Origin of the sequence: Xanthomonas sp. LMG 8993 (assembly GCF_009835065.2) — a bacterium.
GTDB lineage: Bacteria > Pseudomonadota > Gammaproteobacteria > Xanthomonadales > Xanthomonadaceae > Xanthomonas > Xanthomonas arboricola.
This window is the reverse complement of sequence record NZ_QVIF02000004.1, coordinates 120,111-146,165: the sequence shown is the minus strand read 5'-3', so window position 1 is coordinate 146,165 and position 26,055 is coordinate 120,111. Positions and strand designations below refer to the sequence as shown.

The following is a 26,055-nucleotide window of genomic DNA, read 5'->3' as shown; positions in this document are numbered from 1 at the left end:
AGCCATGCCCGCATGTGGATCACCGCGCGAGGGAAAGACGACGATGCAGGCTTGCAGGTACGCAAGTCTTGCGGGCCGCCAGCAGGCTCAAAAGTTGAAGCGGAACGTGGTCATCAGCACGTGGTTTTCGCGGTCCACGGTGCTGGTGTTGACGAACTGATTCAGATAACCGACGTCGACATTGGCAATGTCGTTGAACTTCCAGTTGATGCCGACGAAGACGCGGTTCTGGTCCAGACCGCGTCGGGCACCCCACTCGGTGTGGTCGAGATTGACGAACAGTTCGTTGAAGGCCACCCACGACAATTGCGCAGACAATGCGCTGGGCCGGACCGCCCTGATCATCTGGCGCACCCGATACCCCTCGTCGCTGAAACCTTCGCGGTGCCGCTGCTCCAGGCGGGTGCGACTGGTGATGGTGATATTGGCAATCGGATCGAACTGATATTGAAACTGCCCCCACCAGCGATTTTTGCGGTTGGAGGACTGCCCGGCCGGGTGGCTGATGATGGTGTCATAGCCCATCCAGACACTGGCCTTGGGAGTGAACCGGTAAAACACCGCAGGGCGCAGGATCAACTGGTCGAACTGTTCGCCCTCTTCGCGCCAGCGTGGGTGCACATCCATGCTCCAGTACAGGTTTTCGACCGGCAGCTTGCCCTGGGCATACACGCTCAGCCAGTAACGCCCGTCTTCCTCGGTCTGCGCGGCCGCTTGCGAGGTGCCGCCCAGCATCAGCAGCAGGGCGGGGCAGGCGATCCGGTAGCTGGCCGTCAGCAGCGCGCGCAGTCTGTTCATCGTCAGGAAGTCGTCGGTGGTGCCGGAGCATACCAACTCGTTCGCGACCTCCATCGCGCTTTTAGGCACCGCCGCTGCGATACCGGCGTGTTGCTTCGCTTGCGGCGACATGCCGTCGCGCCATGACATCCGCTGACAAACATTCACGCGTGTGCCGCGTGTAAACGCATGCGTCCGAACAGGCAGCCGCCATGCAGCTGCCCACGCACCGGCGAGCGCTTACGCCACCTGGCTGCGGCGCGCCCGCTCCAGATGCACCAGCAGCAACGAGATCGCCGCCGGCGTCATGCCGGCAATGCGTTGCGCCTGGCCGATGCTTTGCGGGCGCACGCGCTCGAGTTTCTGCTGCACCTCGATCGACAGCCCGCGCACGCCGGCATAATCGAATCCATCCGGAATCGGCGTGGTTTCGTGGCGCTGCTGGCGTGCGATGTCGTCGCGCTGGCGGTCCAGGTAACCGGCGTATTTGACGCTGATCTCCACCTGCTCGGCCACCTGCGCATCGTCCACGCCCGGCCCCAGCGTCGGCACGCGCATCAGCGCGGCGTAATTGAGTTCGGGGCGCTTGATCAGGTCCAGCACGTTGGTTTCGCGGCTCACCGCCACGCCCAGGGTCTGGGCCACTTCGCGGCCCAGTGCATTAGCCGGGGTCGCCCACAGCACCGACAGGCGCGCGCTTTCGCGCTGCACCGCCTCCTGCTTGGCGGAGAAGCGCGCCCAGCGCGCATCGTCGACCAGGCCCATCGCGCGGCCGACGCCGGTCAGGCGCGCATCGGCGTTGTCCTCGCGCAGCTGCAGGCGGTATTCGGCGCGGCTGGTGAACATGCGATACGGCTCGGTGGTGCCGTGGGTGATCAGATCGTCCACCAGCACGCCCAGGTAGGCCTCGTCGCGGCGCGGCGACCACGCCGGCAAGCCCTGCACGCGGCGCGCGGCATTGAGCCCGGCCAGCAGGCCCTGTGCGGCGGCCTCCTCGTACCCGGTGGTGCCATTGATCTGCCCGGCGAAGAACAGCCCGCCCACCGCCTTCGTTTCCAGCGAGGCCTTGAGCCCGCGCGGGTCGAAGAAGTCGTATTCGATCGCATAGCCGGGGCGGGTGATATGCGCCTGTGCAAACCCGTGGATCGAGCGCACCAATGCCAGCTGCACGTCGAACGGCAACGAGGTGGAGATGCCGTTGGGATAGATCTCGGCCACTTCCAGGCCTTCGGGCTCGACGAAGATCTGGTGGCTGCTCTTCTCGGCAAAGCGCACCACCTTGTCTTCGATCGACGGGCAGTAACGCGGGCCGATGCCCTCGATCTGCCCGGAATACAGCGGCGAGCGATGCAGCGCACTGCGGATGATGTCGTGGGTCTGCTCGGTGGTCTGGGTTATCCAGCAGCTGACCTGGCGCGGGTGATCGCCGAGTTGGCCCATGAACGACATCACCGGCAGCGGGTCGTCGCCCGGCTGTTCCTGCATGACGCTGTAGTCGAGCGTACGCCCGTCGATGCGCGGCGGGGTGCCGGTCTTGAGCCGGTCGATCGCGAACGGCCGTTCGCGCAGACGCGCGGCCAGCGTGGTGGCCGGCGGGTCGCCCATGCGTCCGGCCGCGTACTGGGTCTCGCCGACGTGGATCTTGCCGGCCAGGAAGGTGCCGGCGGTCAGCACCACCGAGGGCGCTTCGAAGCGCAGCCCGGTCTGGGTGATCACGCCGCGCACGCTGTCGGCTTCGGCGGCGCCGTTGTGGATGATCAGATCGTCCACCGCCGCCTGGAACACGGTCAGGTTTGGCTGCGCCTCGACGATACGGCGGATGGCGTTGCGGTAGAGGTTGCGGTCGGCCTGGCAGCGGGTGGCGCGCACCGCCGGCCCCTTGGAGGCATTGAGCGTGCGCCACTGGATGCCGGCCTGATCCGCCGCGCGTGCCATCGCCCCGCCCAGCGCGTCGATCTCCTTGACCAGATGGCCCTTGCCGATCCCGCCGATGGCCGGGTTGCAGCTCATCGCGCCCACCGTCTCGATGTTGTGGGTCAGCAGCAAGGTGCGCGCACCGGCGCGCGCGGAGGCCAGCGCCGCCTCGGTGCCGGCATGGCCGCCGCCGATCACGATGACGTCGTAGCGATAGAAGGAGTCGGACATGGGCGTGGACCAGGAGCAGAAGGAGGTTGGCGGCCGCGAAAGTATCGGCTGAAGGGCGAGTAAGGTCACTCGACGGATAAAAATGTGATGTAGATCACATTATCGAACACTGGCTCTCAAGTTGGCATGTTCCGTGCGGATATCCCTAGTGCACCCGTCGTGGCATTGCGACATGGGCGCAAGGCTGGAATTGGAACAGGGGCCAGCCACGCGTGCGATGGGGTAGCGTAAGGGTCGGTAGTCGGGGGACTGCCGACCCTTATTTTTTTCCGCGCTCCACCGCCCGCCGCAGCCCTGGCTGCTCGAACGGGGTGCCCAGGCGCGCCAGAGCGGACCGCACGACAAAAACATAAAGCCCCGGCATGCCGGGGCTTTATGCGTTGGAGGCGCCGATATCCGACAGGGCCGGAACAGGGGGGATCCAGATTTCCCTGTCGGACATCGACATAAGTCGGTCAGTGCGCCCGGCCGGGTCAAAAGATGACGTGGCGGGTCACACAGAGCGCCTAGCTTGCGACCAAGTGCCGGCTGAACGCAAGCCCCCAACATCGCCATTTGTGGGCCACGTCGCAGTCAGCAACTCAGGGAATCTGCTCACGCGTATTGCGCGGCGCGGTCTGCCGCTGAATCTCGCGGATCACCCGCGGCGGCGCACCGATACGAGGTGGCCGCGACGGCGGAGCGCCAGTCGCCGGTGGGCGATTGGGCTGTTGCGGGCGCGGGCCGTTGGGACGGGGCCCATTGTTGAACGAGCCGTGCGGACGTGGCGGCCGGTACTGCGGGCGGCGATCGTTCTGGCGGTAGTAATAGCCACCGCGGTAGACCGGATACGCCGGGTAGTCGTACAGCCCGATCGAACCGGCGCCGTAAGGGTAACCGTAGGGATTGCCGTAGAAATATGGCGAGTAGCCCGGCGGGTAGCGGTACTGCACCGCAGGCGCGCCGCGGTAATAGCCGCCCGACCCCGCACCGGTGTAGTCGTAGGTTGCGCAGCCGCCCAGGGCCAATAGCCCGGCGGCGAAGATCAGACGGAATTTCATGGATGGTGCCCTCCTGCAACCATGGTGTCACTTTCGAACCGATGCATTGAATCGGTCCTTAACTGTGCCGCAATGTGGTGCTTCTGCATCGATCCAGCATGCGCGGGTGCCGCGCGTGCAGCCGTGAAGGCGGGGACGATACGTTAATCTTGCAGGCATGATCGAGACGGTCCCGCTTGCCCATTCCGACGTCCTGCAAGCTGCTGCGCGCATCGCGCCGCAGTGCGTGCCGACACCGCTGCTGACCTCGCACAGCCTGGACGCCCTCTGCGGTGCGCAGCTGTTCTTCAAGGCCGAACACCTGCAGCGCAGCGGCGCCTTCAAGTTCCGTGGCGCCTGCAACGCGGTGTGGTCGTTGCCGGAGGAGCTGGCCGCGCGTGGGGTGGTCACCCATTCGTCCGGCAATCACGGCGCCGCACTCGCGCTCGCCGCGCGCACGCGCGGGATCGGCTGCCACGTGGTGGTGCCCGAAGGCGCGGTGGCCGCCAAGCTGGCCAATATTTCCCGTCACGGCGCCACGCTGTGGCGTTGCGCGCCCACCATCGCGGCGCGCGAGCAGATGTGTGCCGACGTCCAGGCCGGCAGCGGCGCGACGCTGGTGCATCCGTATACCGACCCGGCGGTGATCGCCGGGCAGGGCACCGCCGCGCTGGAGCTGCTGCTGCAGAGCGGCGGGCTGGATGTGCTGGTGGCACCGGTCGGCGGCGGTGGGCTGGCCGCCGGCAGTGCGCTGGCGCTGCAATCGGCGCCGGGCTGTGCGCTGGTGCTGGCCGAGCCGAGCGGGGCGGCCGATACCGCGCGCTCGCTGGCGGCCGGCGAGCGCCTGGTCGACTTCGTGCCCGACACGCTCTGCGACGGCCTGCGCGGCACCCTGGGTGCGCCCAATTTCGCAGTGTTGCAGGCCGCCGGCGCGCAGGTGATCACCGTGGACGATGCGGCGGTGGTGCAGGCGATGCGGCTGATCTGGCAGGTGCTCAAACAGGTGGTGGAGCCGTCCTCGGCGATTGCGCTGGCAGCGGTGCTGGGCGACCCGGCGCGCTTTGCCGGGCGGCGGGTCGGGCTGATCCTGTCCGGCGGCAATGTCGATCTGGATGCGCTGCCGTGGGCCGCGGCGTGAGCAGGCGGTCGCGTGGGATCGGTCTGTGGGGCTGGTGCTGGCGCCTGTGCATGCTGACGCTGATCTGGCTGGTGGGCGTGGCCGGCTGGATCGTCTGGGTCGGCGATCGCGACCAGGCCGCGCCGGCCGACGTGATCATCGTGCTGGGCGCGGCTGCCTACGACGCGCGCCCTTCGCCGGTGTTCGAAGAGCGCATCCGGCATGCGCTGGACCTGTACGCGCAGGGCTACGCGCCGCGGCTGCTGTTCACCGGCGGCTTCGGCAATGGCGCGCGCTTTGCCGAATCGCAGGTGGCGCGGCGCTACGCGCTACGCCACGGCGTACCGCCGGAGGCGATCGTGATCGAGACGGTCTCGCGCACCACCCGGCAGAATCTGCAGCAGGCACGCGCGCTGATGGACCGGCACGGCATGCACCGGGCGATCATCGTCAGCGACCCGTTGCACATGGCGCGCGCGCTGCGGCTGAGCGATGAGCTGGGGGTGGACGCGCTGGCCTCTTCCACGCCCAGCACGCGCTTTCGCAGCTTCCACACCAGCTGGCGCTTCCTGCTGCAGGAGGTCTATTACTTCCATCGCGATCTGGTGGTGCAGGGCGCCTGACGCCGGGTATGCCGCAGGGCAGGCGTGTTGAAGCGCAAAACGCGCTCTATGATGCCGCTTTCCCAGCGGCAGGTTCGAGCATGAGCGAGCGCAATCGGCAACACGCCACCGGCCTGGTCCAGGCCTATTACGCGGCATTCAACCGCGGCGATTGGGACGCCATGCTGGCGTTCCTGGCCGAGGACGTCGCGCACGATCTCAACCAGGGCCCGCGCGAGATCGGCCGGGCGGAATTTGCCGCCTTCCTGCAGCGCATGAACGACAGTTACCGCGAGCAGCTGCGCGACATCGTGATCACCGCCAACGAGGATGGCACCCGGGTCGGTGCCGAGTACGTGGTGCACGGGGTCTACCACACCACCGACGAAGGCCTGCCGGAAGCCAATGGGCAGACCTATGTGCTGCCGGGCGGTGCGTTCTTCGATGTGCGCGACGGCAAGATCACCCGCGTCACCAACTACTACAACCTGCAGGAATGGATCGCGCAGGTGTCGCGCTGAGCGCATCGACCGGCACTGCGTAGGCGCGCACCCGGGCGCGATGAGGCGTTATCGGCAATGCCTGGTCGCGCCCGGGTGCGCTCCTACGTGATCGGTGCGGTGTTGCGGCCGGAGCTGTGCCTATGTAGGAGCGCGCTTGCGCGCGATGGGGCGTTACCGGCGATGCCGGTCGCGCCCGGGTGCGCTCCTACGTGGGTGGGTGGGGGTTACAGCAACACGATCCCGACCACCACCAGGATGAAGATGCCCCACTTGAGCGTCTGGTACAGCGGGTTGTTGCGTTCCTTCAGCGCCTTGGCCTTCAGGCGCGCGGCATAGAAATAGCGGAACACGCGGTTGATGCCGCCGGTCTTGTCGCCTTCCTGATTGGGCGAGGCACCGGCCGAGAGCAGGCTGCGACCGACGAAGCGGTTCACCGCCGCGGCCCAACGCCAGCGCATCGGGCGCTCGATGTCGCAGAACAGGATGATGCGGTCCTGGTCGGTGTCGTTGCGCGCGTAGTGGATGTAGGTCTCGTCGAACATCGTCCACTCGCCGTCGCGCCAGCTATGGCGCTGCCCGTCGACATCGATGAAGCAGCGATCGTCGTTGGGCGTGGCCAGCCCCAGGTGCAGGCGCATGGACCCGGCGAACGGGTCGCGGTGCGGGCGCAGTTCGCTGCCCGGCGGCAACTCGGCGAACATCGCGGCCTTGACCGTGGGGATGGACTTCAGCAACGCAGTGGTCTGCGGGCACAGTTCGGACGCCGACGGGTGGGCGGTGCCGTACCACTTCAGATAGAAGCGCTTCCAGCCACGGCGGAAGAACGAGTTGAAGCCGATGTCGGTGTAGCCGTCGGCGGCGCGGATCTTCTGCATCTGCTGCAGCGCCACCGCTTCATCGCGGATCAGCGGCCAGTTGGCGCGCAGCGGCGCCAGCTCCGGAAATTCCTTGCCGGGATCGATGAACGGCGTGGTCGGCACGCGCGAACACAGGTACATCAGCGTGTTGATCGGCGCCATGAAGGTGGAATGGTCCAGCAGCTGCCGGCTGAGCCGGTGCCGCACGCGACCGCGGTAATGGATGTACAGCGCCGATGCGATGAACAGCGCGATGATGAGCCACTTCAACATTGGGAAGGCCGATTGGGGGACGGGGGCCGCAAACCTAAGAGCGGCTATCAAAACGTCAGTGCAGCAGCCGGGCGGAGGCGCTGCCGGTACTCGGAACCGGCATGTACCACGCGTACATGCAGATTCCTGCGCGCCGTCTGCAGCCACTTGACGGCTGCGTGCTGCGTTTTGCTAACCACGCCGGTTCAGGCGTCGAAAAGGCAAGCCGCAACAGGAACATGCGGCCGTTGACTGCTGAATTCTACCGGGTGTCGCGACCGAGCCTGACAGGTCTGCATTGGTGCCGTCGCAAAACTGTGTGTCTCGCCGGCAACGGCTGCGTTGCTGCCGGCGATCTGCACCGCCGCTAGTCGATGCGGCGGCGGATCGGGATCGAGGCCACCGGGACGCTGGCGACATCGTGTCCCTGCTCGCGGATGGGCGCGCCCGGCGCCGGTGCCCAGGCGTGGGCATAGATTACTTCCCAGGAGCTGGGCAGGGTGCCGTCCGGCCGCCGCAAGGGCTCATAGGCGGCGCTGGCGGCGGCAAAACGGCCGCGTCCGGTCAGGGTGGCGCGGCGATTGCTGAGTGCGTTGGTGGCGCCCATCGCGCGTAGCTCGCGCATCAGAGCAGGCAGGTCGCTGTAGGTCAGCGTGAACAGGTCGCGGTCCAGCACCGGGTCGCGGAAGCCGGACATCAGCAAGGCATCGCCGAACTGGGCGATCGGCGGAAAGCGGCTGACATGCGGTGCCGGGTCGGCCTGGGCGAAGGCCTCGCGCAACTCGATCAGCGTCTCCGGGCCGAAGGTGGAGCACAGCAACAAGCCGCCTGGCCGCAGCGCGCGGCGGAAACCGGCAAATACCGCGGGCAGGTCTTCCACCCACTGCAGGCACAGGTTGCTGAAGATCACGTCCACGCTGCCGTCGGCCACCGGCAAGGCGCGTGCATCGGCGCAGACCTGCGCGAACGGCTTCCACCAGCCCGCTGCCTTGCGCGCCTGGCGCAGCATCGGCATGGCCTGGTCCAGCGCGATCACCTGCGCCTTGGGCCAGCGCTTCTTGATCGCGCCGCTGGCATGGCCGGGGCCGGCGCCGACATCCAGCACCACCTTGGGCACCTGGTCGCCCAGGTAGTCGAGCGATTCGAGCAGGCGCGCTTCGGCTTCGCGCTGTAGCGCGGCGGCGGCGGCATAGCTGCTGGCGGCACGCGCGAAGGCGCGCCGGACGTGGCGGGGGTCGAAAGTACTGTTCATGAGCGGCGCTATTGTCGCCTGTGGCCGGGGCGGAGGGAATCGATGGGTGGCCTGGTATCGGCCTGGCGAGGCTGCAGACGTTCGGTCTGCCGGTGGCTGCGCGGCGAGCGGCACGGGATTCAACGGGGCCTGACCAAACACCCACCGGATGCCCGCGGCGGTCGCCATCACTCGCCGCGTGGCCGAGGCGCTCTAGAACGTGCCGGGATAGCTACCGCCGTCGATCAGCAGGTTCTGCCCGGTGATGTAGCCGGCCTGCGCGCTGCACAGGAACGCGCAGGCCGCGCCGAATTCGTCCGGCTCGCCGAAGCGTGCGGCCGGAATGCCCGCACGCTTGCGCTCGGCGACGTCTTCGGCGCTGCCGCCTTGCTGTTGCGCGATCGCCGCGAAGTTGCCGCGCAGGCGGTCGGTGGCGAACTGGCCGGGCAGCAGATTGTTGATGGTGACGTTGTCGGCCACCGTGCTGCGCGCCAGCCCGGCGACGAAGCCGGTGAGGCCCGCGCGCGCGCCATTGGACAGGCCCAGGATGTCGATCGGCGCCTTCACCGCACTGGAGGTGATGTTGACGATGCGACCGAAGCGCCGCGCGCGCATCGCATCGACGCTGGCGCGGATCAGTTCGATCGGCGCCAGCATGTTGGCGTCCAGTGCGCGCAGCCAGTCGTCGCGTTCCCACTGGCGAAAATCGCCGGGCGGCGGGCCACCGGCATTGTTGATGAGGATATCCAGCTGCGGGCAGGCGGCGAGCGCATCGCTGCGTCCCTGCGGGGTGGCGATATCGGCCACCACGCTACGCACTTCGCCGGCGCCCGGCAGTGCGCGCAATGCCTGGGCTGACTGCTCCAGGGCAGCGCGGCCGCGCGCGACGATCACCACGTTGACGCCTTCGCTGGCCAGTGCGCGTGCGCAGCCCAGCCCGAGGCCCTTGCTGGCGGCGCAGACCAGTGCCCAGCGCCCGGCGATTCCCAGATCCATGCGTGTGTCCTCGATCAGCGATGCCGCATGATCGACGATCCGCTCATGGCACGGACACAACGAAGCGTTGCAGCGCCTCGGCGACCTGATCGGCATGGCCAAGAAACGGTGCGTGCCCGCCACCGGCAATGGTCAGGGCCTGCGCGTGCGGCGTCAGCGCGGCGGCAGCCTGCATGCCGGCCGCCGGCACCAGCCGGTCGCGCTGGCCGGCGATCCACAGGCTGGGGCGCGCGAGTTGCGGCAGCGCGCGGCGCAGGTCGCTGCGTTCCAGCAGCTGCAGGCCTTGCTGCAGTGCTTCGGCGGCCGGTTCGCCGCGTGCCACCAGCGTCTCGCGCAGGCTGCGCAACTCGCTGCGGGCATGCGCAGAGCCCAGCGTATCCAGCGCCAGAAATCGCTCCAGCGTGCCGCGGTAGTCGCGCGCCAGGTCCTGGCCGAATTGCACGAACACCTCGCGCTCGACGGCGTCGGACCAATCGTTGCCACGCACGAAACGCGGCGTGGCCGCGATCATCGCCAGCCCGCGTACCTTGGGCTGGGTGGCCGCGGCATGCAGCGCGAACAGCCCGCCCAACGACCAGCCGACCCACACCGCCGGCGGCGTGGCGGCGGCAATGCCGGCGACCACGTCCGGCAGCGCCAGCGGCGTGCTGTCGCCACGGCTGAAACCGTGCCCGGGCAGATCCACCAGATGCAGTTGATGCTGCGCGGCCAGGCGTTCCACCAACGGCGCGAACACACCGCCGTGCAACGCCCAACCGTGCAGAAGAACCAGCGCAGGCCCGTGGCCGATGACATCGATATGCATGCGGGGATTGTCGCTGATGGCGCTGACCGGCGCATGGGTCGGCGTGTGCGGCGCAAGGTGTCTTGCGTCAGCCTGCGCTGCGCGTGGAGCCGATCTGCGCGGCACGCCAAGCCGGTTGCGGACACGCAGGACCGCACCGACAGCAGCGATCCGGCAACATCAGCGACGCGACACTGCCACGTCGAGCACCGGCCGCCACCGCGCGGCTATTGCGCAATCGTCTGGATCGTCGCCCTCAGGCAGACGCACGCAGCGGTTGCCGGCTGACCACATCGCACGCCTGCACGATGGCCTCGATCAAGGCCTGCACCTGCTGCGGCGTATGCAGCGCGGACAGGGTCACACGCAGACGCGCCTTGCCTTCCGGCACGGTGGGCGGGCGGATCGCGCCGACCAGGAAGCCGGCCTGTTCCAGCGCGGCGGACATCGCCATCACCGTGGCTTCTTCGCCGCATAGCAGGGGCTGGATCGGCGTATCCGAGGCCATCAGCTCGAAGCCATGCCGGCGTGCGCCATCGCGGAAACTGCCGATCGACTCGACCAGCTTGGCGCGCCGCCAATCGTCGCGACGCGCCAGTCGCACGGCCGCCAACGTCGCAGCGACCTGCGCCGGCGGCAACGCGGTGGTGTAGATGTAAGGGCGCGCGGTTTCGGCCAGATGGCGCACCAGCGCCGCATCGCCGACCACCACCGCGCCATAGCCGCCGAGCGCCTTGCCCAGCGTCACCAGCTGCAGTGGCACTTCGGCCACGCCCAGTCCGGCATCGGCAACGCAACCGCGCCCCTGCGGGCCGAGCACGCCCACGCCATGTGCGTCGTCGACGTAGAACAGCGCCTGCTGCATGCGCGCCACCAGGCTCAACGCACGCAGCGGCGCGACATCGCCATCCATGCTGAAGACGCCATCGCTGGCCAGCATCGCCGCGCCCTCGGGCGAGCCCTTGAGCTGACGCATCGCGCCTTCCACATCCAGGTGCGGATAACGGCGCAACCGGCAGCCGGCCAGGCGTGTGGCATCGAGCAGGCTGGCGTGGTTGAGCCGGTCCTGCACGCAGACATCGTCGTCCTCGCTGAGCAAGGCCTGCTGCACTGCCAGGTTGGCGATGAAGCCGCTGCCGAACAGCAGCGCCGATGGATAGCCGAGCCACTCGGCGATCTCGCGCTCCAGCGTTTCGTGCGCGGTGTGGTGGCCGCAGATCAGATGCGAGGCGGTGGCGCCGGCACCATCGCGCGCGGCGGCGTCCTGCAACGCGGCGACCACTTCGAACTGCTGCGACAGGCCCAGATAGTCGTTGGAGCAGAAACCGGTCAGCCAGCGGCCATCGACTTCCAGCCGCACGCCATCGCGACGGCCCACCAGCCGCCGCACCCGCACCCGTTCCTGGGCCACGCGCAAGGTGCGCAGCGACGAAATCCGTTCGTGCAGATCGGGGCGGGCCATGGGGGCGTTCAACGGCTGAAGGGGGCGTTAGCGTAGCCTGCCGCGCCCGGCACGCCCAGCCGGCACCGACGACCGGTGCCGGACGTTCGATTCGCGGTTAGGCGGCGTGCTCGCAGGCCGTGCTGCGGGTGATTTCCGCATGCACGGTGCCGGGGTGGTCGTGGTCGGCGGCGTCGACGGTGATCTGCATCGGGCGCAGGCCCAGGCGCTGGAACAGAGCCTGGTCGCGTTCGGTGTCCGGGTTGCCGGTGGTGAGCAGTTTTTCGCCGTAGAAGATCGAGTTGGCACCGGCCAGGAAGCACAGCGCCTGCAGTTCGTCGCTCATCGCCTCGCGGCCGGCGGACAGGCGCACCATCGAACGCGGCATCGTGATGCGGGCGACCGCGATCATGCGCACGAACTCGAACGGGTCCAGTTGCTGGGTGCCGTGCAGCGGGGTGCCGGCCACCTGGACCAACTGGTTGATCGGGACCGAATCCGGATGCGCCGGCAGCGTGGCCAGCGCCAGCAGCAGGCCGATGCGGTGCTCGCGGGTTTCGCCCATGCCGACGATGCCGCCGCAGCAGGTCTTCAAGCCGACATCGCGCACGTGCTCCAGCGTGTTCAGGCGGTCCTGATACTGGCGGGTGTGGATGATCGAGTCGTAGTAATCCGGCGCGGTGTCCAGATTGTGGTTGTAGTAGTCCAGCCCGGCGTCCTTGAGCGCGCGTGCCTGGCCGGCGTCGAGCATGCCGAGCGTGGCGCAGGTTTCCAGGCCCATCGCCTTGACCTCGCGGATCATCGCCGCGACCTTGGGGATGTCGCGCTCCTTGGGCGAGCGCCAGGCCGCGCCCATGCAGAAGCGCGAGGCGCCGGCGGCCTTGGCCTGGCGTGCCTTGGCGACGACCTCTTCGGTCTCCATCAGCTTCTGCGCGGTCACGCCGGTGTCGTAGCGCTGCGCCTGCGGGCAGTACGCGCAGTCTTCCGGGCAGCCGCCGGTCTTGACCGACAGCAGCGTGGACACCTGCACCTGCGCCGGATCGAAATGGGCGCGATGCACGCTGGCGGCGCGGTGCAGCAGCTCCGGAAACGGCAGATCGAACAGCGCCTGCAGCTCGTTGCGATCCCAGTCATGGCGTACGACAACAGACATCGGGGTTTCCTGACAGTCAGCGGCTTGGAAGCCAGGCAGTCTGGTGAGCATGGAAGAGGCTGTCAACTTCGAAGAAGCCAACTCGGTTTACAGGTGGCCGCGCCGGGTGTTGCGGTTGCTGCTGCCGAGCCGGTGCCTGGTGTGCGCGGAACCCGGCAGCGCCGATTGCGATCTGTGCCCGTCGTGTCGCGCCGCGTTGCCGGATCACGGGCACGCCTGCCTGTGTTGCGCAACGCAGCTGTACGCCTGCGGTGGCGCGCTGCTGTGCGGGCAATGCCTGCAGCACCCGCCACCGCTGCAACGCGTGCATGCGTGTTTCACCTATCGCTGGCCGGTGGATGGGCTGCTGCGGCGCTTCAAGTTTCATCAGGACCTGGCTGCCGGGCGTTTGCTCAGCGAGTTGATGGTCAGGCGTTGCGCAGGCCTGCCGCGTCCGCAGGCGCTGGTGCCGGTGAGTCTGCACCGGCAGCGCTTGCGCCAGCGTGGTTACGATCAGGCGCTGGAGCTGGCCAGACCGCTCGGCCGCGCGCTGCGGCTGCCCTGCCTGCCATTGCTGCACCGGGTCCGCGCGACCGCGCCGCAATCGGAGCTGGATGCGGCCGAGCGTCAGCGCAATCTGCGCCAGGCCTTTGTCGCGCGTGGCGCCTTGCCCGCGCATGTGGCCCTGGTGGATGACGTGATGACCACCGGTGCGACGCTGCATGCGGCGGCGCAGGCCTTGCAGCGGGCCGGTGTGCAGCGGGTGGATGCGTGGGTATGCGCGCGGGTGCCGTGAGGCTTGGTGGGCTGGGGGTTGTGAGCTGCAGCATGGGGCTTCGCCCCTACCCTCACCCCAATCCCTCTCCTGCTGGGGGAGGGGCTTAAGCCGAGGCGATTGACCTGTCTGCGCGTCAGCGCAATCCCAGCGCCGCGGCGATGCCGACGAAGATCGCCAGGCCCACCCAGTTGTTGTGCAGGAAGGCGCGGAAGCACGGGCCGCGTTCGCGGTGGCGGGCGAGGCGGAATTCGTAGGCCACCAGCAGTGCGGCCACGCCCAGCCCCGCCCAGTACGCGATACCGAGACCGGCGCGCAGGCCGACCAGCGCCAATGCCGCAAACATCGATGCATACAGCAGGCCCTGCGCGATCAGGTCGAACCTGCCGAACAGGATGGCGGTGGACTTGCTGCCCATGCGGATGTCGTCCTCGCGGTCGACCATTGCATACCAGGTGTCGTAGGCCGTGGCCCAGAGGATGTTGGCCGCATACAGCAGCCAGCCCAGCAAAGGCACGCTGCCCTGCACCGCGGCGAAGGCCATCGGGATGCCCCAGCCGAAGGCCATGCCAAGATAGACTTGGGGCAGGTGGGTGTGGCGCTTGAGATAGGGATAGCTGGCGGCCAGGAACACGCCCGGCACGCTCAGGGCCACGGTCAGCCAGTTGAGCGTGAGCACCAGCGCGAATGCCACCAGCATCAGCACCACGAACACCCACAGCGCCTCGCGCCCGGACACCGCCCCGGTGGCCAGCGGGCGCGACTTGGTGCGCTCCACGTGCGGGTCCAGCCAGCGGTCGGCATAGTCGTTGATCACGCAGCCGGCCGAGCGGGTCAGCCAGACCCCGGCGGTGAACACGAACAGTGTCCACAGCGGCGGCAGGCCACCGGCGGCCAGCCACAACGCCCACCAGGTGGGCCACAGCAACAGCAGGCTGCCGATCGGACGATCGCCGCGGACCAACGTCCAGTACTGCCCCAGTCGCTGTGGCCAGGTCAGCGCGGGCGCTGTGGGCAGCTGTTCAACACCATGCTTGCTCATGCTGCAAAGGGTAGCAGCGCGACTTGGCTGCGGTCATGCGCTGGGTGACGATCGAGCCCAGCATCGTCCAGCCTTCCGGACGGCTGCGCGAGCTCGCGCCAGGTGCCTACTCGCCGGCGCTGGCTCCGGACTGGGCTCCATCGGCAATGCAGCGGTGTCCGGCCATTCGGCACTCCCTGTCGCCGGTGTCACGCGCGCGGCGGCGGTTCTGGCATAATGCCCGGCCAGGCGCTCGTAGCTCAGCCGGATAGAGTAGTGGCTTCCGAAGCCATTGGTCGGGGGTTCGAATCCCTCCGGGCGCACCAGATCAAAACGCCATCGGCCCGCTGCAGTGACACTGCAGCGGGCCGATGGCGTTTCTGGATCAGGAGTTGGTGCCGGCTGATGTATCAATGCGTCATTGCGCTGCGGTGCCAACGATGCAGCGGCTGGCAGGGGGCGCCTGGCGCCACCCTGCCCAGGCGCGGATCAGAGCGCTTCCGGCGGCGGTGTGGTGGCCTTGGCGTGCTGCTTGCCACGTGCGTGTTCGATAGCGGTGCGCAGCTTGCGTGCGGCGCCGGTGACGGCCGAGGCGGTGGTTTCGGCGCTATTGGTGGCTGCGATCGGCGGCAGGCCGGCGACGTGCGCCTCGATGCTGCAGGTTCGATCCGCTGCGCCGCCGCGCTGGCCGTTTTCATCGCGCAAATGCACTTCCACGCGGGTGATGTCGTTGGCAAAATGCGCCAGCTGGGCGGAGCAGGTCTTCTCGACATGCTGCACGACTGAGGGGTCATGCGGCACGTGCTTGTCGGTCTGGATCTGAATCTGCATAGAGTGTCTCCTTCGCGGTCATCCGCTGCGTCTGCCGTAGCGGTGACTCGATTCTGCGACAGCGCACCGTTGCCGCGAGGTGACAAGCTGCACCGCGTTCATGCTCAGGTTGGGATGACCGGACGGTGCATCCACTGCGACGGGCAGCGCTGTCACCGCATCGCGAAAGAACCTGCGATCGCGCAGTAACAGCCGCTGCTGGCGAGCTCTGCCAGGCTGAACCCGCACGGCAGCGTCGATCCGCCTGGCTGGAAGCAGTGGATTAAGATGCCGGCACCGCGCTGGTTGCGCCTGTCCGATCTCTGCCTGTGTCCGAATTCCGAGTTGCCCTGGGTGCCCGTCGCGGCGTGTTGCAGCGTGTGCTGCTGCTGGTCGCGTTGTGGATGGTGTGCGTGGGCGCCGCCGTGGCGCAGGACGACGACACGCTGCTGGAGACCGCACAGACTCAGCTCGACAACATGCAGAAGGTGCTGACCCAGGCCGACGCGGGCATGGAGAAGGCCGATACCGAGCAGCTCGGCAAGCTCACCGACGATGTCGCCGGCGCGCAGCGGCAGGCGCAGGATCTGGTGCGCACGCTGGAGCAACCGCTCAAGGAGCTCAACGGGCGACTGGAGGGGCTCGGTGTCGCCGCGCCGAACGAACCGGCCGACCTGGTAAAACAGCGCAAGGCGCTGACCAAGGAGCGCGATCAGCTCAATGCCGAGTTCATCCGGGCCACGCTGCTGGTCTCCAATGCCAAGGACCTGGCCGACCGGCTCGAACGCGAGCGCGTGCAACGCTTCAGCGTGAAGCTCTCCACGCGGGTCGCCTCGCCGCTGTCGCCGACCTTGTGGAAACAGATCGCGCAGCAATGGCCCGACGATCGTGCCCGCCTGCAGGCCTTGTCCGACAAGACGGTGCAGATGGTGCAGGCCGGCATCGCCGCCAGCGGCGTGGGCGGGCTGATGACCGCTGCCGTCATCGCGTTGCTGCTGGCGCTTCCGCTGCGCATCTTCCTGCGCCACCTGGGGCGTCGCTACGCGGCCTCACGTGCGCCCGGCGGACGCCTGCGGCGCTCGGGGCTGGCACTGTGGTTTCTGCTGGTCGGCACGCTGACTCTGGGGATTGCGGCATTCGTGCTGGTCGAGGGCATCCGCGCGCTCGGCGAGCTGCCGGACGATCTGGACCAGTTGCTGACCGGATTCGTCGCCATCAGTGTGGTGGCTGCCTTCGTCGGTTCGCTCAGTGCCAGCCTGTTGATGAAACACCAGCCAAGCTGGCGCCTGTTCCCGTTGGACGATGCCACTGTCGACCGCCTGCGCGTGCATTGCCTGGCCACCGCGGCGGTGATCTGGTTCAGCGGCATGGCGATGAAGATCAACGAGGTGGCCGGCAGCAGCCCCGCACTGACCACCGCCACCGATGCGCTGGCCGCGTTGCTGTACGCGGGGTTGATCCTGTCGGCGTTGGCCGGGCTGAGCCTGTCCTTGCGCGCGCATGCGGCAAATGCCGGGGTGGCCGATCCGGACAGCGATGCGCCGCCGCCGGTGGTCTCGCGCGGTGGCGGCTTCATCGTGCTGATCCGCCTGCTGGGCCATCTGGCGGTGATCTTTGCGCTGATCGCGGCCTTGTTCGGCTATCTCAATCTGGCGTTGTTCGTGGAGCGGCAGATCATCTGGATCACCCTGGTGTGCAGCCTGCTCGGCCTGCTGGTGGTCTTTGCCGACGACCTGATGACCTGGCTGTTCAAGCCCGACGGCCGATTCAGCCGGGCCTTGTCGCACGCGCTCAGCATCGGCAGCGGACGCCTGGTGCAGCTCGGGCTGCTGATATCGGCGGCAACCCGTGTGCTACTGGTGCTGCTGGGCATCGCGGTACTGCTGACGCCGTATGGCGCCAACATCAGCGTGGTCACCGACTGGGCGGAGAACATCGCGCACGGCATCACCATCGGCAAGGAACTGGTGATCACCCCGGGCGATGTGTTCAGGGCGCTATGCGTGTTCCTGCTCGGCATGGGGCTGGTGCACGTGGTGCAGCAGTGGTTGCTCAACACCTATCTGCCCAAGACCGAGCTCGATGACGGTGCGCGCAATTCGATCAGTACGGTGGCGCGCTATCTGGGCTGGCTGATCGTAGTGGTGTGGGGCCTGACTGCATTGGGCCTGGATCTGAAGCGGCTTGCGCTGGTGTTGAGCGCGCTGTCGGTGGGTATCGGTTTCGGTCTGCAGGCGATCACGCAGAACTTCGTGTCGGGCCTGATCCTGCTGGCCGAGCGGCCGGTGAAGATCGGCGATTGGGTGCGTATCGGCGACCAGGAGGGCGACGTACGCAAGATCAGCGTGCGTGCGACCGAGATCCAGGTCGGCGACCGCTCCACCCTGATCGTGCCCAACTCGGAATTGATCACCAAGAGCGTGCGCAACATGACCCTGTCCAACCCGATGGGGCGGGTGCAACTGCAGTTCTCGGTGCCGTTGGAAACCGACGTGGCAAAGGTGCGCAACATGCTGCTGGAGCTGTTTGCCGAGCACACCAAGGTGCTGGCCGATCCGGCTCCCTCGGTATTCATCGATTCGCTGGCCGGCGGGCACGTCAACTTCAATTCGTTCGCCTATGTGCGCAGCCCGCGCGATTCGTACGGGGTGCGCAGCGAGCTGTTCTTCGCGTTGTTGCAGCGGATGGAAACGGCGGGGATTGCGCTGCAATCGCCGCAGGAAATTCGCTTCAGCCGTGCAGGTGCCGCGGTGGCGCGCGATCCGGCCGATGGCACGCCTGCATCGGAAGATTGAGTCGACACGTGGATGCAGTGCGCGGTAAAGGATGCTGGTCGCACCCACAGTGATCGAACAACGTACGTCTTGCTTTGCCTGCACCACACACACCGACCATCCCGACAGGTCCTTGCCCGCTCACCGTCGCGGGACCTTACGCGGCATGGATGCCGCGTAAGAGCCTACAGGGACGTACTTGCGGCGTGTCCTGCGAGGGTGGGCGGGCAAGGGCCCGCAGCCAGGCCACAGATCGCATGCTTCGACGTTGGCTCTTGAGCTTTGACTTCGCCGTTGCTTCATACAGGGCGACAGCCAGACTCAGGAGCGATCCGCGACCTGGGTCTGCTTCACCAGGGCCAGGTCGTCCACGCTGACGTCTTCGGTGTAGTCCAGCCAGGCGCGGATTTCCAGATCGTCCACCGCATGTTCCAGGCCTACCGGCATGCGGATGCGACCGGCCGCATCGGGCACCACCCATTGCTGGGCCAGCACCACCTTGCGCTCCGACGAGACTGCCTCCACCCAGAATGCACGCGTCGGCCGGCGCTTGGCGTACAGCTCCAGCATGTAACGACCGGCTTCGGTCTTGCGCGCGGCCTGCGTGAGCATGATTGGCTGGCGCACGCGTGGGCGCGGGCCTTGCTGGCTGGCCTCCAGCGGCGCATCCACGGCGATGCCGCGGGTCAGGTCCGGGTCGCGGTACAGCTTCATGCTCTGGTGGCGGTCGACCACCAGCGCGCACCAGTCGCCATCGGCCGAGCCGTCCTCGAACGCCGTGCAGCGATCCACATAGGCCAGCGTGCCCTCGGTGTGGGTGCGGTCGAACTGGCGCGAGGTGTTTTCCAGATAGACGGTTTTGAGGTTGGTGTCGTCGTCGTATTCCAGCAGCACCGGCGGGCGCACCTGCTGCACGCCCACCACCACATCGCCATTGCCGTTGATGCGCAGCATGCGGGTGCTGCGCCCGGTCCACAGCGTGCGTGCGTAAGCGAGATAGCGCGGGTAGTCCTTGCCGCTGTCGCGGCTGGCCGCAACGCTGGCGCTGGGGGGCGCATCGTTGGCCAGCAGCGAGCGGCCGAAGCCCAGCGTGCGCATGCCCGGCTCCAGCAACTGCAGCAGCGTCGCCCCTGAATCCAGCGTGCTGCCGGCGCGTGTGACCACTTGCTGCGGGGCGATGTCCTTGCCCAGGAACAGCAGCAGGTTTTCGCGCTTCTGCTTGGCCAGGACATCGCTGAGATCGTTGGGCATCGCCAGGTGGTCGGAGGCGATCACGATGATGGTGTTCTTGCCGTAGCGGCTGTTGCGAATGCGTGCGACCAGCTCGCCGATCAGCCGGTCGCTGCACTTGAGCGCATGCAGCAGCCCGATGTCGCCCAACGCGCTGTCGTAGTGCTGGCCCTTGCACGCCAGCGGCAGATGGCCGGCAGGGTGGTGGGTGTCCATGGTCAGCGTGGTGAGCATGAACGGCTGGCCGGCGCGCGACAGCGTCTGGAAGCTGTCCCAGGCATCGTCCAGCAGCACGTCGTCATGCACGCCCCAGGCGGAAAAGTGGTTCGGCGCCACGCCTTTGTCGCGGAAGTAGCGGACGTCGTGCACCACATCGAAGCCATGGCTGGACAGGAAACTGCCCTTGCCGGCAAAGCTGGCATCGGCGCCGCCGACATAGTGATTGCGGTAGCCCTGATCCTTGAGATAGTCGCCCAGGCAGCGCGCTTCGGGCAGGAACAGGCCCATGCGGCCCATGCTGTTTTCATCGCCGGGCGCGGTGGTCAGCGGCACGCCGCACATCGAGGCGACCATGCCGGCGATGGTCCAGCCGCTGCCTTCGGTGGAGGTGAGGTTGCGCACGTCCACCGCCTCGCTGGCCAGCGCGCGCAGGTTTGGCATCAGGCCGGGAAACACGTCTTCGTCGAAGTAAGTGCGTTCCAGGCTCTCGCCGTAGATCCACACGATGTTCTTGCGCTTTTGCAAGGGCTGCTGCGGCACCAGGTATTCCGGTACCACGGTGGCGTAATCCACCGGGCGCAGCTGGTAGTACAGGCGCTTGCCGTCGCGGTACAAGGGGCTGACCGCGATGCTCACCAACAACATCACCACGAAGCCGCCGAATACCGCATTGCCTCCACGCGGGCGACGGAAACGCCGCACCCTGAGCAACACCAACGGGCTGAGCGACAGCAGCACCATGCCGATAAACACGGCGATATAGCCGGAGAAATCGCTGACGCCGGCACCGTCCATGTCCGCGCGCAGGTGATACAGCGTGGCAGCATTGATGCCGTCGCCGCTGAGCCGATCCACCAGGCCCCAGGCACTGAGCAACAGCAGCAGCAATGACAACAATCCGGCCTTCAGCCACGCCAGACGCGGCGAGGCGACCAAGAGCCAAAGCAGGAGCAACAGCGAAAACAACAACATCCAATGCATGCGGCAGCGTCCGTGGGGGAATGATGCGAGCGCGTACCGGACGCCTTGCTCGCCATGTCCTGCGCCACACCCAATGTGACACCCGGATGACGGACTATGCCGCGCTGAAGCTGACTGAAATGTTTGTTGGAGTTGCGTGCTTGACGTAGCGCGGCACAGGGTGCGCGGTGAGGATTAGCTGGTCGCGGTGGCGCTCGCTAAGGGAGCCACGGTTTCTGCACTCCGCATCTGCGCGGCTCTTGCACATCGGCGACGTCTCGATAACGCCACATCGCCCGATCCACTTTGATCGCTGGACGCGGCGGTCTTTGCATGCGACGCCGGTTAAGCCGCGTCGCGCCCGGGTGCGCTCCTACGCATGTGTGTGGCGCTATCGATGCCCGCGTTCTTCGCGTGGACGCGGCGGTCTTGGCAGGCGACACCGGGTAACGCGATGTCGCGCCCGGGTGTGCTCCTACGCGGGGGTGTGGCGCTATCGGTGCCCGCGTTCTTCGCGTGCACGCACGCGGCGGTCGAACAGCAGCGCGCTGAGTACGATGCCCAGGCCCAGCACGACGCCGAGCAGGAACAGCACCATCGCGATCGCCGGATAGCCCCACAGCTTCAAGCCGGTTTCGATACGCATCATCTGCGCCGAGGCCATGATCAGCGCCGCAGTCACGATGCCGGCCGCCACGCGGTTGGCGATCTTCTGCAGGCTTTCCATCAGATGCGATTCTTCCAGCCCGGTGACGCGCATCTGCAGGCGGTTTTCCGCCGCCAACGACAGGATCTCGGACATGCGGCGCGGTCCTTCGCGCACCAGATGCTGCAGTTCCATCGCCTCGCTGGCCAGATTGGCCGCCGACAGGGATTTTTTCAGGCGCGCGCGCATCACATGCTGCAGGTGGCGCTCGACGATGCGCCGAGTGTCCAGGTGCGGCGACAGCGTGCGGCACACGCCTTCCAGGTTCAACAAGGTCTTGCCGAGCAGGCTCAGCTCCGGCGGCGTGCGCAAGCCGTTGGCGGTGGCGATGCGCACCAGATCCAGTACCACACGGCCCTCGGAGGTGGTGTCGTGCGCGGCGTAGCGGGCGATCATCTGCCCGGTTTCGCGCTGGTAGCGGTCTTCGTCGTAATCCTCCAGGCGCGTGCTCAGCGCGATGGTCTCTTCGGCGACCTCTTCGCCACGGCCGTCGACGGCGGCGAACAGCAGCTTGAGCAAGCGCTCGCGCAGGCGCGGTGGCACGTGCGCGACCATGCCCAGGTCGAAGATCGCCAGGCGCCCGTCCTGCAGCACGCGCAGGTTGCCCGGATGCGGGTCGGCATGGATCTCGCCATGCACGAACATCTGATCCAGGTAACCCTTGACCAGTTCTGCGGCCAGCTTGTCCATTGGCTGCTCGGTGCGGCGCAGGCCGGAGATCTTGTCCACGCGCACGCCTTCGGCCAGCTGCATGGTCAGCACCTTGCGGCTGCTCAGGTCCCACACGGGTTGCGGAATCCACAACAGCGGAAACGGCTTGAGATGCTTGCCGAAGCGCACCAGCGTCTCGGCCTCGTCCTCGTAATTGAGCTCGGCGCGCAGGGTCTTGCCGAATTCGCCCAGCCAGTCGGCAAAGCGTACGCGCCGGCCGATGCCGGTCAGGCGGTCGGCGGCGGTGGCAAAACTCTTGAGCACGTCCAGATCCGAGCGTACCTGGGCGGCGACTTCGGGCTTTTGCACCTTGACTGCCACCGGGGTGCCGTCGCGCAGGGCGGCGCGGTGCACCTGCGCCAGCGAGGCGCAGCCCAGCGGCACCGGATCGAAAAACGAGAACGCCTTGTTGACCGACACGCCGAGTTCTTCTTCGATGATCTGGCGGATGCGCTCCACCGGCACCGAACTGGTGTTCTCCTGCATGCGCTCCAGCGCCGTGGCGAACTCCGGCGGCACGATGTCCGGCCGCGTGGACAGCATCTGGCCGAGCTTGACGAAGGTGGGACCGAGCGCTTCCAGGTCGGAGACGAACTGGTCGGGCGTGCCTTCGGCGGGCACTTCGTACTCGTTGATCGCAGCCGGATCCAGGTTCATGCCGGCAAACACGCCCGACCCGCGATACCGCAGCAACAGGCGCAGGATCTGCGTGCGACGGCTCATGCCGCCCACCACGCCGGTGTCGGCGGGGATCGCGGCCTGGGCCGGTGTGCGGTACGGGTCGTTCGGACTCAAGGCCATCTCCGGCGGTCGTGCAAGAGCGCGAGTGTGGCTAGCGGCGGGTCGTCGGGCGGTGAATCCAGACAAGCGGCTACGGCGCGGTCGTGTGCGGCGCGGCCGACGGGAATGGCCGAATCGTGCGGTCGGCGGGCGTCGGGATCGCGCACCAATGGTCGGCAACGGCGTGCAACCGCCTGCCATCACCCCATACGGGCGCAGGATCGGCGAGAATCCACCGCCACTCACGAAGGACCCCCGCATGGCCGGTGCCAGCCTGTTCACCCTGCTCGACGACATCGCCACGCTGCTGGACGACGTTTCCATCCTGACCAAGGTCGCGGCCAAGAAGACCGCCGGCGTCCTGGGCGACGACCTGGCGCTCAATGCGCAGCAGGTCACCGGCGTCACCGCCGACCGCGAGTTGCCGGTGGTGTGGGCGGTGGCCAAGGGCTCGCTGATGAACAAGGTGATCCTGGTGCCGGCGGCACTGGCGATCAGCGCCCTGGAGGCCTGGCTGCGCGGGCGCGGCTACAACGTTCCTCTGGTGATGCCGCTGATGATGATCGGCGGTGCCTACCTGTGCTTCGAGGGCGTGGAGAAGCTGGCGCACAAGTTCCTGCACAACCAGGACGAGGAAGCGCAGCGGCATGCCGAGCGCACCCGCGCGCTGGCCGACCAGAACGTGGACGTGGTGGCGCTGGAAAAGGACAAGGTCAAGGGCGCGATCCGCACCGACTTCATCCTGTCGGCGGAGATCATCGTGCTGTCGCTGGGCGTGGTGGCGGGGGTGTCGTTCGGCCAGCAGGTCGCGGTGCTGGTGGCGATCGCGCTGGCGATGACCATCGGCGTGTACGGTCTGGTCGCGGCCATCGTCAAGCTGGACGACCTGGGCCTATACCTGAGCAAGAAGGGCGCGGCGTTGGCGGCGCTGGGCCGCGGCATCCTGGTGGCTGCGCCGTGGCTGATGAAGTTCCTGTCGGTGGCCGGCACGCTGGCGATGTTCCTGGTCGGCGGCGGCATCCTGGTGCACAACATCCCGGCACTGCATCACCTGGTTCAGGACCTGGCCAAGTCGGCCGGCGGCATGGGCTGGTTGGTCGATGCACTGGGCAACATGCTGGTCGGCGTGATTGCCGGTGCGATCGTGCTGGGCGCGGTGATGCTGTTCCAGAAGCTGCGCGGGAAGCCGGCGGCGCACTGACGCCGTCCCGCGGCGGGCCAGGGGAGCCCCTGGTCGCCGCACGGAAGCGGTTGGTCGTAGTGGGGCCCGGCGGCAACCGAAAGACCGGCGGCGCCTCTGCGTCGTGCGTCGGTGATCCGGTCCGACCGGTCGATGCGGCAGGCCGCGTTCGCGGCTAGTCGGCGCTGATCACCCGATTCTTGCCGGCTGCCTTGGCGTCGTACATGGCGCGGTCGGCACGGCGGATCACATCGTCCTGGGCCTCGTCGAGATGGCGTAGTGCCACGCCGCCGCTGAAGCTGACGAACACGCGCACGTCCTCGTGCAGCAACGAGCGCTGGGCCAGTGCGCGCTGCAGGCGGATCACCGCCGCGCTGGCTTCGAAGATGGTGGAGTCCGGCAACAGCAGCACGAACTCCTCGCCGCCGAAGCGGGCGATGGCGTCGGTGGTGCGCAGCACCGACTTGGCCACGTCCACGGTGTGGCGCAGCGCGGCGTCGCCACCGGCGTGGCCGTGGGTCTCGTTGAGGCGGCGGAAATCGTCCAGATCCAGCATCGCCACGCACAAGGGTTGCCCGCCGCGCTGGGTGCGTGCGGCCTCACGCTGGAACAGTTCCTCGAAGCCACGGCGGTTCAGCGCGCCGGTCAGTTGGTCTTCGCGCACCAGCCCGGCCACGTCCTTGAGTTCCTGTTCGAGCGAGGCGATGCGCTGCTCGGCGTCCTCGACCTGGCGGCGTGCGGCCAGCAGCTCGTCGCGCGCGGCCAGCGCCTGCGCCTGCACGCCGGCGGTGTCCTGCAGCACGTCCTGCAACAGCCGGTTGAGGTCGGGAATGCTGCGAGCGTCGCCGATCGCCTGCGAATAGCCGGCAACGCGATCGTGGTACTCGCCGGTGCTGGTGGCCATGCCGTCGAGCCGGTCGACGAAGGACACCATCATCTCGCGCATCGCGGTCTTGGAGTCGGCAATGCCTTGCTTGAGCAGGCCCTGCTTGTAGATGACCTCACGCAAGGTGCCGCGTGCCTGTTCGATCGAGCTGACATCCAGCGGCCCGGAGATCAACTGCCGCACCACCGAGATCTGGCCCTGCAGCCAGCTGCGATCGTCGAGCAGTTCGCCGACGTTCTCCAACAGCAGGTCGAACAGGCCGAGCAGCAGGTTCTGCTGCTCGCTGGCATCTTCGGCACGCAGGCCGATCTGATGACTGAGTTCGCGCAGGCGCTGTTCCAGCGTGATCAGCTCATGGCCGGGGCGCCAGTGGCGCAGTGCCGATGCCAGGGTCTGCGCTTCCTCGGCCAGTTCCGGGCTGCGTTGCAGCAGCGTGGCCAGGGCATTGCCCAGCGCGTGCCGCAGCAGGTCGCGCAGTTGTTCGGCTTCGGTGCGTCCTTCGGCCAGCGAGTCGCCGGTATCGATGGTGCGGATGTACTTGTCGATCAGTTGCCGCAGGGTGCGGCCGTAGCCGGGCCAGTCGCCGGCCGCATAGGCTGCGCTCAGGCGCACGCCCATGTCGCCGAGTTCGCCATGCAGGCTGGTGATGCCTTCGGCGAAGGCCAGCAGCAAGGCCTCCGGATGCGCGGCATGCGAGAACAGGCGCATCAACAGGGCGGTGGCGGCCGCCGGGTCGTGCGCGCCGGACTTGTTCTTGGCCGGCACCAGCTGATGCGCGGCCAGGCCGTGCCCGCCGCCGATCACGCTGGGCAGGGCGGCGGCCGGGCGCGCGCTGTCCGCGCCGCCCCAGGGCAACAGGCGGCGCAGCCCGCCACGTGGGCGGCTTGGGAGTTCAGGCTGGTCTGCCATGCGCCGGGGTCTCGGAAAGTCGTGGTGCCATTGCGGGTTATCGGCGCGCGGGCGTCGCGCTTAAGCGGTCTGGGCAGGTCTGCGCAGTTCCGGCAGGCAGCCCCGATGCCAGGCAGTGCACGACAGCGGTCCCGCGTGCGCGGCTGAACAAGTCATGCGGGTGATGGCGGGCGCCGCCGTCGTTGCCCGCTTTCGGTGCGTTTCAACAACCGCGCACCACGGCAGGGATGTCATCGCA

The 26,055-nt window shown here is 67.6% G+C and carries 20 protein-coding genes, 1 tRNA gene and 1 other RNA gene; 8 read left to right on the top strand and 14 right to left on the bottom strand.

Features of this window, described 5'->3' with window-relative positions; all coding sequences use genetic code 11:
• Positions 1-87: 87 nt before the first annotated feature.
• The 3 genes from DYQ94_RS09655 to DYQ94_RS09645 all read right to left on the bottom strand — a co-directional run bounded on the left by DYQ94_RS09655 (position 88) and on the right by DYQ94_RS09645 (position 3,962).
• Positions 88-798, bottom strand: coding sequence for a DUF2490 domain-containing protein (locus DYQ94_RS09655; protein WP_425519411.1), 711 nt, complete (start codon positions 796-798; stop codon positions 88-90).
• 219 nt (positions 799-1,017) lie between these two features.
• Positions 1,018-2,922: a tRNA uridine-5-carboxymethylaminomethyl(34) synthesis enzyme MnmG gene (gene mnmG / locus DYQ94_RS09650; protein ID WP_184428943.1), complete on the bottom strand. Its 1,905-nt coding sequence runs from the start codon at positions 2,920-2,922 to the stop codon at positions 1,018-1,020.
• Between the two features lie 581 nt (positions 2,923-3,503).
• A complete protein-coding gene (locus DYQ94_RS09645; RefSeq protein ID WP_024938779.1) occupies positions 3,504-3,962 on the bottom strand; it encodes a hypothetical protein in 459 nt (152 codons plus the stop codon).
• Between the two features lie 157 nt (positions 3,963-4,119).
• On the opposite strand from DYQ94_RS09645, the gene DYQ94_RS09640 reads away from it, so the two are divergent.
• The 3 genes from DYQ94_RS09640 to DYQ94_RS09630 all read left to right on the top strand — a co-directional run bounded on the left by DYQ94_RS09640 (position 4,120) and on the right by DYQ94_RS09630 (position 6,181).
• A complete protein-coding gene (locus tag DYQ94_RS09640; protein ID WP_126965386.1) occupies positions 4,120-5,079 on the top strand; it encodes a pyridoxal-phosphate dependent enzyme in 960 nt (319 codons plus the stop codon).
• Positions 5,064-5,681, top strand: a complete 618-nt coding sequence (locus DYQ94_RS09635) for a YdcF family protein (RefSeq protein WP_026064498.1) — start codon at positions 5,064-5,066, stop codon at positions 5,679-5,681. The genes DYQ94_RS09640 and DYQ94_RS09635 overlap by 16 nt, the downstream gene beginning before the upstream one ends.
• An 80-nt stretch (positions 5,682-5,761) precedes the next feature.
• Complete coding sequence (locus DYQ94_RS09630) at positions 5,762-6,181, top strand: nuclear transport factor 2 family protein (protein WP_065047020.1); 420 nt, start codon at positions 5,762-5,764, stop codon at positions 6,179-6,181.
• A gap of 206 nt (positions 6,182-6,387) precedes the next feature.
• Here the strand turns inward: DYQ94_RS09630 and lpxO are convergent, their stop codons facing one another.
• Positions 6,388-7,293 (bottom strand): lipid A hydroxylase LpxO, encoded by a 906-nt coding sequence (gene lpxO, locus DYQ94_RS09625; RefSeq protein ID WP_016903250.1) that lies wholly within the window; start codon positions 7,291-7,293, stop codon positions 6,388-6,390.
• A gap of 101 nt (positions 7,294-7,394) precedes the next feature.
• On the opposite strand from lpxO, the gene DYQ94_RS09620 reads away from it, so the two are divergent.
• A non-coding RNA gene (locus DYQ94_RS09620) (sX9 sRNA) lies at positions 7,395-7,470 on the top strand.
• Between the two features lie 169 nt (positions 7,471-7,639).
• Here DYQ94_RS09620 and bioC read toward each other — a convergent pair.
• The 5 genes from bioC to bioB form a co-directional block, all read right to left on the bottom strand.
• A complete protein-coding gene (gene bioC, locus DYQ94_RS09615) occupies positions 7,640-8,524 on the bottom strand; it encodes a malonyl-ACP O-methyltransferase BioC (RefSeq protein ID WP_039517288.1) in 885 nt (294 codons plus the stop codon).
• Positions 8,525-8,716: 192 nt separating this feature from the next.
• On the bottom strand, positions 8,717-9,499 hold the full coding sequence (locus DYQ94_RS09610) for an SDR family oxidoreductase (RefSeq protein ID WP_046346173.1): 783 nt from the start codon (positions 9,497-9,499) through the stop codon (positions 8,717-8,719).
• 43 nt (positions 9,500-9,542) lie between these two features.
• Positions 9,543-10,304 carry a pimeloyl-ACP methyl ester esterase BioH gene (gene bioH / locus DYQ94_RS09605; protein WP_160955112.1) on the bottom strand — a complete coding sequence of 254 codons (762 nt, stop codon included), beginning with the start codon at positions 10,302-10,304 and terminating at the stop codon, positions 9,543-9,545.
• A gap of 235 nt (positions 10,305-10,539) precedes the next feature.
• Positions 10,540-11,745, bottom strand: coding sequence for an 8-amino-7-oxononanoate synthase (gene bioF, locus DYQ94_RS09600; RefSeq protein WP_160955111.1), 1,206 nt, complete (start codon positions 11,743-11,745; stop codon positions 10,540-10,542).
• Positions 11,746-11,842: 97 nt separating this feature from the next.
• Entirely contained in the window at positions 11,843-12,877 is a 1,035-nt protein-coding gene (gene bioB, locus DYQ94_RS09595; RefSeq protein ID WP_154831294.1) for a biotin synthase BioB, read from the bottom strand.
• 49 nt (positions 12,878-12,926) lie between these two features.
• Between bioB and DYQ94_RS09590 the strand changes: the two genes are divergently transcribed.
• Entirely contained in the window at positions 12,927-13,652 is a 726-nt protein-coding gene (locus tag DYQ94_RS09590) for a ComF family protein (RefSeq protein WP_184428944.1), read from the top strand.
• Positions 13,653-13,767: 115 nt separating this feature from the next.
• Here the strand turns inward: DYQ94_RS09590 and ubiA are convergent, their stop codons facing one another.
• Positions 13,768-14,673: a 4-hydroxybenzoate octaprenyltransferase gene (ubiA, locus tag DYQ94_RS09585; RefSeq protein ID WP_102255503.1), complete on the bottom strand. Its 906-nt coding sequence runs from the start codon at positions 14,671-14,673 to the stop codon at positions 13,768-13,770.
• A gap of 228 nt (positions 14,674-14,901) precedes the next feature.
• On the opposite strand from ubiA, the gene DYQ94_RS09580 reads away from it, so the two are divergent.
• A tRNA-Arg gene (locus DYQ94_RS09580) sits at positions 14,902-14,978 on the top strand.
• 163 nt (positions 14,979-15,141) lie between these two features.
• Here the strand turns inward: DYQ94_RS09580 and DYQ94_RS09575 are convergent.
• Positions 15,142-15,483 carry an HPF/RaiA family ribosome-associated protein gene (locus DYQ94_RS09575; RefSeq protein ID WP_024938247.1) on the bottom strand — a complete coding sequence of 114 codons (342 nt, stop codon included), beginning with the start codon at positions 15,481-15,483 and terminating at the stop codon, positions 15,142-15,144.
• Positions 15,484-15,833: 350 nt separating this feature from the next.
• Here DYQ94_RS09575 and DYQ94_RS09570 point away from each other — a divergent pair, with 350 nt between their 5' ends.
• Entirely contained in the window at positions 15,834-18,257 is a 2,424-nt protein-coding gene (locus tag DYQ94_RS09570) for a DUF3772 domain-containing protein (RefSeq protein ID WP_160955114.1), read from the top strand.
• 300 nt (positions 18,258-18,557) lie between these two features.
• Here the strand turns inward: DYQ94_RS09570 and DYQ94_RS09565 are convergent, their stop codons facing one another.
• The gene (locus DYQ94_RS09565; protein WP_160955109.1) at positions 18,558-20,666 is read right to left on the bottom strand and encodes a phosphoglycerol transferase I; all 2,109 of its coding nucleotides are present in this window, start codon (positions 20,664-20,666) and stop codon (positions 18,558-18,560) included.
• A 472-nt stretch (positions 20,667-21,138) separates the two neighbouring features.
• A complete protein-coding gene (locus DYQ94_RS09560; RefSeq protein ID WP_024938244.1) occupies positions 21,139-22,863 on the bottom strand; it encodes an ABC1 kinase family protein in 1,725 nt (574 codons plus the stop codon).
• Positions 22,864-23,101: 238 nt separating this feature from the next.
• Between DYQ94_RS09560 and DYQ94_RS09555 the strand changes: the two genes are divergently transcribed.
• Entirely contained in the window at positions 23,102-24,043 is a 942-nt protein-coding gene (locus tag DYQ94_RS09555; protein ID WP_053046019.1) for a DUF808 domain-containing protein, read from the top strand.
• 154 nt (positions 24,044-24,197) lie between these two features.
• Here the strand turns inward: DYQ94_RS09555 and DYQ94_RS09550 are convergent, their stop codons facing one another.
• Complete coding sequence (locus DYQ94_RS09550) at positions 24,198-25,817, bottom strand: GGDEF domain-containing protein (protein ID WP_024938243.1); 1,620 nt, start codon at positions 25,815-25,817, stop codon at positions 24,198-24,200.
• Positions 25,818-26,055: the final 238 nt, after the last annotated feature.

Excerpts from the sequence above, each read along its gene's own strand:
- DYQ94_RS09655 (WP_425519411.1), bottom strand. The coding sequence starts at position 798 with ATGAACAGACTGCGCGCGCTGCTGACGGCCAGCTACCGGATCGCCTGC.
- mnmG (WP_184428943.1), bottom strand. The coding sequence starts at position 2,922 with ATGTCCGACTCCTTCTATCGCTACGACGTCATCGTGATCGGCGGCGGC.
- DYQ94_RS09645 (WP_024938779.1), bottom strand. The coding sequence starts at position 3,962 with ATGAAATTCCGTCTGATCTTCGCCGCCGGGCTATTGGCCCTGGGCGGC.
- DYQ94_RS09640 (WP_126965386.1), top strand. The coding sequence starts at position 4,120 with ATGATCGAGACGGTCCCGCTTGCCCATTCCGACGTCCTGCAAGCTGCT.
- DYQ94_RS09630 (WP_065047020.1), top strand. The coding sequence starts at position 5,762 with ATGAGCGAGCGCAATCGGCAACACGCCACCGGCCTGGTCCAGGCCTAT.
- lpxO (WP_016903250.1), bottom strand. The coding sequence starts at position 7,293 with ATGTTGAAGTGGCTCATCATCGCGCTGTTCATCGCATCGGCGCTGTAC.
- bioC (WP_039517288.1), bottom strand. The coding sequence starts at position 8,524 with ATGAACAGTACTTTCGACCCCCGCCACGTCCGGCGCGCCTTCGCGCGT.
- DYQ94_RS09610 (WP_046346173.1), bottom strand. The coding sequence starts at position 9,499 with ATGGATCTGGGAATCGCCGGGCGCTGGGCACTGGTCTGCGCCGCCAGC.
- bioH (WP_160955112.1), bottom strand. The coding sequence starts at position 10,304 with ATGCATATCGATGTCATCGGCCACGGGCCTGCGCTGGTTCTTCTGCAC.
- bioF (WP_160955111.1), bottom strand. The coding sequence starts at position 11,745 with ATGGCCCGCCCCGATCTGCACGAACGGATTTCGTCGCTGCGCACCTTG.
- bioB (WP_154831294.1), bottom strand. The coding sequence starts at position 12,877 with ATGTCTGTTGTCGTACGCCATGACTGGGATCGCAACGAGCTGCAGGCG.
- DYQ94_RS09590 (WP_184428944.1), top strand. The coding sequence starts at position 12,927 with ATGGAAGAGGCTGTCAACTTCGAAGAAGCCAACTCGGTTTACAGGTGG.
- ubiA (WP_102255503.1), bottom strand. The coding sequence starts at position 14,673 with ATGAGCAAGCATGGTGTTGAACAGCTGCCCACAGCGCCCGCGCTGACC.
- DYQ94_RS09575 (WP_024938247.1), bottom strand. The coding sequence starts at position 15,483 with ATGCAGATTCAGATCCAGACCGACAAGCACGTGCCGCATGACCCCTCA.
- DYQ94_RS09565 (WP_160955109.1), bottom strand. The coding sequence starts at position 20,666 with ATGCATTGGATGTTGTTGTTTTCGCTGTTGCTCCTGCTTTGGCTCTTG.
- DYQ94_RS09560 (WP_024938244.1), bottom strand. The coding sequence starts at position 22,863 with ATGGCCTTGAGTCCGAACGACCCGTACCGCACACCGGCCCAGGCCGCG.
- DYQ94_RS09555 (WP_053046019.1), top strand. The coding sequence starts at position 23,102 with ATGGCCGGTGCCAGCCTGTTCACCCTGCTCGACGACATCGCCACGCTG.
- DYQ94_RS09550 (WP_024938243.1), bottom strand. The coding sequence starts at position 25,817 with ATGGCAGACCAGCCTGAACTCCCAAGCCGCCCACGTGGCGGGCTGCGC.